6 protein-coding genes are annotated in these 8,275 nt (G+C 70.8%); all 6 read right to left on the minus strand.

The genetic code is table 11. The annotated features are described in order from the left end of the window. Nucleotides 1–90: 90 nt before the first annotated feature. Nucleotides 91–1,635, minus strand: coding sequence for an ABC transporter ATP-binding protein (locus tag AB1460_RS03185; protein ID WP_368959027.1), 1,545 nt, complete (start codon nucleotides 1,633–1,635; stop codon nucleotides 91–93). Further along, the gene (locus AB1460_RS03190; RefSeq protein ID WP_368959028.1) at nucleotides 1,625–2,638 is read right to left on the minus strand and encodes an ABC transporter ATP-binding protein; all 1,014 of its coding nucleotides are present in this window, start codon (nucleotides 2,636–2,638) and stop codon (nucleotides 1,625–1,627) included. The genes AB1460_RS03185 and AB1460_RS03190 overlap by 11 nt, the downstream gene beginning before the upstream one ends. Nucleotides 2,639–2,678: 40 nt before the next feature. Next, nucleotides 2,679–4,262, minus strand: a complete 1,584-nt coding sequence (locus AB1460_RS03195) for an ABC transporter substrate-binding protein (protein ID WP_368959029.1) — start codon at nucleotides 4,260–4,262, stop codon at nucleotides 2,679–2,681. Between the two features lie 321 nt (nucleotides 4,263–4,583). Beyond that, the gene (locus AB1460_RS03200; protein ID WP_368959030.1) at nucleotides 4,584–5,531 is read right to left on the minus strand and encodes an ABC transporter permease; all 948 of its coding nucleotides are present in this window, start codon (nucleotides 5,529–5,531) and stop codon (nucleotides 4,584–4,586) included. After that, a complete protein-coding gene (locus tag AB1460_RS03205) occupies nucleotides 5,528–6,481 on the minus strand; it encodes an ABC transporter permease (RefSeq protein ID WP_368959031.1) in 954 nt (317 codons plus the stop codon). The genes AB1460_RS03200 and AB1460_RS03205 overlap by 4 nt, the downstream gene beginning before the upstream one ends. A 968-nt stretch (nucleotides 6,482–7,449) precedes the next feature. Next, nucleotides 7,450–8,275: alpha/beta hydrolase domain-containing protein (locus AB1460_RS03210; RefSeq protein WP_368959032.1), on the minus strand; the 826-nt coding region annotated here is incomplete at its 5' end.

Consider the following 8,275-nt stretch of genomic DNA (forward strand, 5'->3'; position numbering starts at 1 on the left):
CGGATGACGGTACCGGGTCGCTGGTCCCGGCCCGGCACGCGAAAGGGGCGCCCCCGACCGGGAGACGCCCCCTGCGCGTGCGGCGAGGCCTCAGACGTCGCTCTTCGCCGGCTCCGCCGCAGCCGCGGCGGGCTTCGCGGTCTCGGCGGTGGCCGCCGGCGCGGCCGGTACGACCTCCGCCTCGCCCGGGACCAGATCCTCCGCGGGGACGACATCCTCGGCCGGGACGACGTCCTCCGTCGAGGCTGCCGGCTCGGATGTCGTTGCGGTGGCGGCGTCGCCCGCGGATTCGGACTCCTCGACCACGGCAGCAGTCGCCACCGCCGCGGCTGGTGGCACAGCGGCCTCCGCCGGCAGGGACTTCGCTGCCGGCACCGACTCCTCCGCAGGGGCGGGCTTCTCCACGGCCGCGGGCACAGCCACGGGATCGGTCTTGGCCTCGGCCGTTGCCGCAGCCTCGACTGGTGCCGAGGCCTCGACCGGTGCCGCGGGCTCGACCGGTGCCGCGGGCTCGACCGGTGCCGCGGGCTCGGCGGTCGGCGCGGCCTCGGTGGCCGCCGCGGGTACGGCTGCTGCCTCGGTCTCGCCGGTGGTCTCAGGTGCGCTCTCGTCCGCGGGCTCCTCCGTGGCCGGTGCGAGGGTCACGGTGGCGCCGAGGCTCAGCGGGAAGTGGCAGGCCGCGTACTGGCCGGGGCGGATCTCCTGGATCTCCGGCTCCTCGGCCGTGCACCGCTCCTCCGCCCGCGGGCACCGGGTGCGGAAACGGCACCCGGTCGGCGGTGAGAGCGGGGACGGCAGGTCGCCTTCCAGCGCCGGGCCGGTGAACCCGCGCTCGGCGTCCGTCAACGGGACGGAGTCGAGCAGCGCGCGGGTGTAGGGGTGGGCGGGCTGGTCGTAGACCATGTCCGCGTCGCCGAACTCGCACACCTTGCCCAGGTACATGACCAGCACGTCGTCGCTGACCGCGCGCACGACCCCGAGGTCGTGGGCGATGAAGACGACGGTCAGGTTGAACTCGGCCTTCAGTTCCTCGATGAGGTTGAGGATCTGGGCCTGGACGGAGACGTCCAGGGCGGACACCGGCTCGTCACAGATCAGTAACTGCGGGTGCAGGGCGAGCGCGCGGCCGATCGCCACCCGCTGGGCCTGCCCGCCGGAGAGCTGGCGGGGCAGCATGTCGGCGAAGCGCTCGCTGCCCAGCCCGACCTGCTCCAGGATGGACGCCGAGGTGGACGTCCGCTCCGCGGCCGAGGCGCCGGCGACGGCCAGGCCCTCGACGACGATGTCCTTGACGCTGCGCCGCGGGTTCAGCGACGCCACCGGATCCTGGAAGATCATCTGGATGGAGCGCCGGAGCTCGCGCATCCGGCTCCCGCTGGCCTCGTCGATCCGTTCGCCGGCGAAGTCGATCCGCCCGGCGGTCAGCCGGTCCAGGCGCAGCACGGCCCGCCCGGTGGTCGACTTGCCGCAGCCGGACTCGCCGACGATCCCGAGCGTCTCGCCGGGCAGGACGTCGAAGCTGACCTTGGAGACCGCCTGGACGACCCCGCCCTTCGTCGGGTACTCGACGACGAGATCCCGCACGCTGAGCAGGGCCTCCTCGCCGCGCAGGTGTGCGGTGCCACTACCGGCCAACGAGCTCACCTCCGGTGATGTGCTCGGCGCTGGCCTGCACCGGGCTGAGACAGGCGACCTGGTGGTCGGTGCCGATGGAGACCATCTGCGGGCCCGGGTCGGTGCAGGCGTCGTCGGCGTGCGGGCACCGGGCCGCGAAGCGGCAGCCGGCTGGCGGCGCCGTCGGGTCGGGCAGGGAGCCGGTGATGAGCCGCATCGGCGTGTGCCGCTCGTGGTCGAGGGTGGGGGTGGCCTCCAGCAGCGCGTGGGTGTAGCGGTGCTGGGGGGAGTCGAAGACCTCGTGGGTGGCGCCGCTCTCGGCGAGCCGGCCCGCGTACATGACCGCGGTCCGGTCGGTCCGGCCGGCGACGATCGCCAGGTCGTGGCTGATAAGGATCATCGACATGCCGTGGCGGCGCTGCACGCCGCGCAGCAGGTCGAGGATCTGGCGCTGCACGGTGACGTCCAGCGCGGTGGTGGGTTCGTCCGCGATGAGCAGCGTCGGCTCGCAGGCCAGCGCGGTCGCGATCATGACGCGCTGGCGCATGCCGCCGGACAGCTCGTGCGGGTAGTTGCGCAGCCGCTTCTCGGGGTCGGGCACCCCGACCTCCCGGAGGAGGTCGAGGGCCCGCCCGTGCGCCTCACTGCGGCTGACTCCGAGATGCTTGCGCATGCCCTCGGTCAGCTGGCGCTCGACCCGGACGACCGGGTTGAGCGACCGGCCGGGATCCTGGAACACCATGGCGATGTGCTTGCCCCAGATCTCGGCGCGTTGCTTGCGGGGGAGGGTGAGCAGGTCCCGGCCCTCGAACAGCACCTGGCCCGAGCAGCCGGACCGCGCGGGCATCAGCCCCATGATCGCCCGGGCCATCACCGACTTGCCGGACCCGGACTCCCCGACCACGCCCAGGGCATGGCCGCGATCAAGGTCGAGGGACACGTCGTCGACGGCCCGGACGACACCGCGGGGGGTGCCGATGTAGGCGCGCAGGTTGCGTACCTGCAGGACAGGTTCAGTACTCATGGGCGTGTGGGACCTCTCGTCCGTCCTCCGGGTCAGCCGACTACTTCTTGATCCAGACTTCCTCGGGCAGCAGCGAGCCGCTGCCGTACTGGCGGAGCCCGCCGACATCCGTCCCGCCGTACGCGGAGAAGGTCGCGCGGGTGTAGTACAGGACCGGCGACAGCTCGGCCAGCCGCTTCTGCACCGTGCTGTAGGCGGCCTTGCGGTCGGCGTCGGTGGCCGCGGCCCGCCCGGCGCGGAGGGCGTCGGTGAGCTGCTGGTCGTTGATACCGGACAGGTTCGCCGGCGAGTCGCCGGCGAACGCCGTCGTCAGCCGTGGGTCAGGGCTGCGGAAGAACGCCGAGGAGACCAGGATGTCGAAGTCGAAGTTCGCGCGCAGTGCGGGGATCTGCGCGAAGTCGACCACCTTGACCTCGACGTCGACGTTCTCGTAGGGAGCCAGCTGCGCCTGGATGTTCTCGGCGAGCGAGCGGTTCTCGGTCGACGGGAAGGTGCTGAAGGAGAACTTCACCGGCTTGCCCTCGGCGGCGAGCTCGTCGAAGAGCCGCTTGGCCTTGGCCGGGTCCGTCGTGTGTAGCGGGATGTCCTCGTAGAGCGCCGACTTGTCGGTGAACAGCGTCTCGGGGATCTCGGCGGTGCCGTTGTAGACGGCCAGGTTGGCCGCCTCCAGGTCGACGGCCGCGTTGAACGCCTGCCGGGCCCGCACGTCGTCGAACGGGGCACGACGCGTGTTCAGCGCCATGAAGAAGCCGCCGTTGAGGCTCTCCACGTTGACCGACAGGTCGGCGGTGTTCGCCTTGTCGATGTTGACCGGGTTCGAGTCGATCGCGATGTCGGCGCCGCCGCTGGACACGGTGTTGAAGCGCTGGCTCGCGTCGGACACGGCCCGCACGACGAGGCTGTCGAGGTAGGGCTTGGGCGCGTCGTAGTACTTCGGGTTCTTGACGAGCTTCAGATCAGCCTGGCGGGTCCAGCTCTCCAGGGTGAACGGGCCGGCGCCGATCGGCTTCTCGTCGAACGCGGTCGACCCCGCCTGCAGCGCGGCGGGCGAGCCGATCCAGTTCAGGACGCTGTTGACCACGGCCCCGGCGAACGCGGGAACCGGGGTGGTCATCGTGACCTTGAGCGTGAGGTCGTCGACAACCTCGGTCGAGGCGATGAGAGATGCCTCGGCGATGTTGACCGAGCGGACCGCCGGGTCCTTGTTCCGGTCCCAGTTGAACTTGACGGCCTCCGCGTTGAAGGGCGTGCCGTCGGAGAAGGTCAGGCCGGACCGCAGCTTCAGGGTGAAGGTGGTGCCCTCGTCCGTGGTCTCGAAGGACTCGGCCATCCGGAACTCGGTCTTGCCGCTGTCGTCGTCGATCATCAGCGTGCCGTAGAGCGCGTTGCCGACGACGGCGGCGATCGGGGCGGCGTTGCCGAGAAGTGCCGGGTCGAGGCTGGTCGGGTCGCTCAGGGCGAGGATACGGGCCTCACCACCGGGGACCGGCTGGCCGGCAGCGCCGGAGGACGAGCTGGTGTCGGCGTTGCCACTGGTGTCGTCACTGCCGCCGCCGCAGGCCCCCAGGGCGAGAGCCGCGCTGCACACGAGGGCAGTCACGGCTATCCGCGTCTTACTTAACATTCTTTCCCTTTCAACGGGTCGGTAGCGGGGTGGTAGGGGCACGGAGTCCCAGGTCCATGCCCCGGGTCAGGGACGTTCACGTGGCTCCGGATCCGATCCGGGTCCACCTCGGGGCCGCCACCGCGGTGCCGGTGCCGCGCCGCGCCGCGGCGCCGGTGCGGCGAGCGGCGCGACCCGGGAGCGGCGCGGCGTGGCATGTGCGTCGGTGCGGCGTGTGCGTCGCCGCGCGCGGCGTCGCGTCCGCCCGGCCCGGCGTGGCGAGTCGGGCGGAGCGCCGGCCGGGTGTCGACGCACACGCCACACCGGTCGCGCGTCGTGCGGTCAGTCGCGCATGGTGCGGTCGAAACGGCGGCGCAGGTGGTCGCCGGCCTGGTTCAGCGCGAACACCGTCAGGAAGATCGCGGCGGCCGGGACGAACACCATGTGCGGCGCGGTCTCGATGGCCTCCTTGCCGTCCGAGATCATCCCGCCCCAGCTGGGCTGGGGCGGTGGGATGCCGACTCCCAGGAAGCTCAGGGAGCCCTCGGCGACGATCAGGGCCGCCATCACCACCGGCAGGAACGCGCCCAGCGGCGGGAGCAGGTTCGGGAGGATCTCCTTGATCAGGATCCGGCCGTGCCCGGCGCCCATGTTCCGCGCCGCGGTGACGAACTCGCGGGACGACCAGGCGAGCGTGTTGGCGATCGCGAGGCGGATGAACGTCGGGATGATCAGCAGCGTCAGGCCGAACATCAGCGTCTTCACGCTGGGCGTGAGGATCGCCGAGAGGGCCAGCAGGAGGATCAGCGGCGGGAAGGCGAGCATCGCGTCGGTGACCAGGCTGATGGTCGCCTTGGTGCTGCGGCCGAGGTAGCCCGCGATCATGCCCAGCAGGGTTCCGACCGCCGCGCCGATCAGCCCGGCGGCGGTGCCGATGAGCAGGGACACCCGGGCCCCGTAGATGCAGCGGGAGAGGATCGACCGGCCCTGCTGGTCGGTGCCCAGCAGCATGTCGAGGGACTCGGCACTCGGTGGCTGGCGTGGCCGGCCGATCGGGATCGAGTAGGACGCCAGCGGCAGCACGTCCGCCAGCGCGGCCAGCAGGATCGTCGCGATCAGCCAGGCGTAGGACAGGTACACCAGGATCGAGCGGGGCTGGTGCACACGGGGGACGTCCGGCATTCCGCCGGTGGCGACCGGGGTGGCGCCGGCGGGGCCGAGGGCCGTCGCGGCGCTCTCGGAGCCTGCGGGTAAGGGGGTGGCGCTCTCCACCACGTCGGGGCTGGTCATGCGGTGGCCGCCTTCCTGACGCGCGGGTCGAGCCAGCCGTAGCTGAGATCCACGATCATGTTGATGACCACGTAGACCACGGCGATGAACACGACCACACCCTGGACGGTGATGATGTCACGGGCGGTGATCGAGTAGATCACGAGCTGCCCGAGGCCCGGCAGGGCGAAGAACGACTCGACGATCACGGTGCCGCCGATCAGCCGGCCGAGGTTGATGCCGACCAGCGTGACGAGGGAGAACGACGAGGGCCGCAGCGCGTGCCGGGTCATCACGTATCTCGGGCTCATGCCCTTGGCACGGGCCGCGCCGATGAAGTCCTCGCGCAGCGTGCTGATCAGGTCGGTGCGCAGCAGGCGGTGGAACGAGGCGATCTCCGTCAGCGAGATCGCGATGACGGGCAGGACCACCCCTCGCAGGTTCTCACCGAGGTCCTCGCTGATGCGGGTCCAGCCCGTGACCGGGAACCAGCCGGTCTGAAGGGCGAACAGGTAGACGAGGACGGGGCCGGCGATGAAGGCGGGGACGGAGAGGAAGACGCTGGACAGGGCCGCGATCGCCCGGTCGAGCGGGGAGCCGGGCCAGGTCGCCGACAGCACGGCCAGACCGATGGCGATGACGAGCGCCACGATCAGGCCCAGGGCGGCCAGCTCCAGGGTCACCGGCAGGCGCTCGAAGATCGCGTCCAGGACCGGTTGGTGGGTGATCGGCGACTCGCCGAGGTCACCGGTGACGGCGTCGCCTAGCCAGTGCACGTACTGGGACCACAGGGGCCGGTCGAGTCCGAGCTCGGCGTTGAGCGCGTCGATCGCCTCGGGCGTCGCGTTCTCTCCCAGGATGACAGAGGCGGCAGACCCCGGAGCCAGGCTCAGCAGCACCACAGCCCCCATGGTCACCAGTAAGACCACGAGCAGGGCGCGCCCTACACGTCTCGCAGCAGTGAGCAGCATGCAGCTCGCTTCCTTGATCCTTCGAAGGTCGCACGGACAACGACCGAACCGACCTGCGTTACATCACTGACGGCGAATACGCCGATATGTCGTGGGCAAGGTTATAGCCGGAGATCGAGCGATTGCCAACATTGTGCCGTACGGACGGACCGCTCCGGTCGCACCGGTGCTGACCTGGCCATCGCGCGGCGAGCTGGGTACTGTCTAGGGCCCGTCAGATGGCGATCATGGACTCTCTGTGTTCGGGGCGCGACATATCGGACATGACGTTCTCACTCTGGAGATTGCAATATAACCGAAAAATAAATGCCGTTCCGCAATTCTTTTGATGGCGGGAAATAGCATTCTCTGAAAGGTTGGGAGGGTCTCCGCGAGTGCCCGGGCGACTACCTCGGCGGGGTCGCGGGCGGGCGCCTCGCCGGGTCCGGGATATGGCAGTTCGGTGTGGCCCACGCCACGGATTCGGTTCACTGCTCTGGTGTCGTCGGCCGGCTGCGGCCGCAGGGTCCGTGTCGGAGTTCGAGTTGATCGCCGTGCAAATCCCGGGCGGACCGGTGGTCCGGAAGGAACGGGATACAGGTCGGCCCGGTTCGGGTGCCGGCGGTGCTCGTCGGCCGCCTCGCCCCGCACATGCCCGGCGGGCCGGGCGTCCGCGGGCCCGCCCGAACCGGCGGTCGGGCGGGCCCGCGGAGCCGGCGATGGACGCGGTGGAGACGGGCCGGGCCATCGGAAACGTCTCGGGTTGCTGCCAGGAAGGGTGCAGGTGGCTGCGCCGCGGGCGGCTCGCATCGGCTGCCGCCGCGCCCGCCGGCCGCACCCACGGCCGCGCCTGCCGGCCACCTGGGCTGCCCGCCCGGGGAACAGGTGGCCGGCGGGGTTGATCGCCTAGCGTGGTTGAGTTGTTGCGCCAAGTGACCGATAGTGTGATTATTTGCGGGCGCTCCCGGCGGGGTCGAGAACGCTCGAGATCAGGCCACTATTAGGCTGGAATCCGCCATTGCGAGCATCGCCGGCCGGTCCTCGGAAAGAAGGAAACCGGACCTTACAGCTGATTCGGTTGCCTCGTTGTAACGCTTTTGGTACTCGTTCCGGGACGGATACCGTTCGGCCAGCCGGCCGGCCGGTAGTGGGCGGTTCGAACCGGCCAGCTGGCAGATAGCAGACGAGGTCGGTCCGGGCTCTCCCGACAGCACGGTGACGGGTATTTCCACCGGGGGTGTTCGGACCCCGCCGACCGCGATCCGGTCGGTGTCCCGCCGGATGCTCGGCTCCCCGTCCGTGGTCACCTCGATGCGCGGCGCGCCCGCCGGTGGCGTGCCGGTCGTGACCCAGGCGGCCAGCGCGCGCAGTCCCGCCTTGGCCACGAGGTGCAGCGGGCCGCTGTTGATCGGTACGCCGCAGTCGATCCTCGCGGCGGCGGTGCCGAGGAGGTGGGTGTCGACGTGCGCGGTACCCGCCACCTCCCACAACCGCAGCCGGGCGTTGTCCGGCTGGCGGGCCCGGTGTGAGCTCAGCAGACCCGTGAGGTCGCTTTCCGTCTGCACGTCGAGGACCGGTGCGTCCTGGTCGGTGCGGAACACCGTGGGGGTGCTGCCGAGCGCCTTGACCAGGTCGGCGTGCTCCTCCGGGCCCACCAGCGGAAGCCCGGACGCGCCCCGGCTGTGCACGAAGAAGCCGTCGAAGGCACGCGTGTGTGGCTGCACGCCGTTGTAGTAGGTCACCAGCGCGAACGCCGACTGCGACTGCCCGGAGGCGATCACCAGCAGAGGCAGCCGCACGCCCGTCCCCAACACG

This window comes from Parafrankia sp. FMc2, assembly GCF_041008525.1.
Taxonomy (GTDB): Bacteria; Actinomycetota; Actinomycetes; order Frankiales; family Frankiaceae; genus Parafrankia.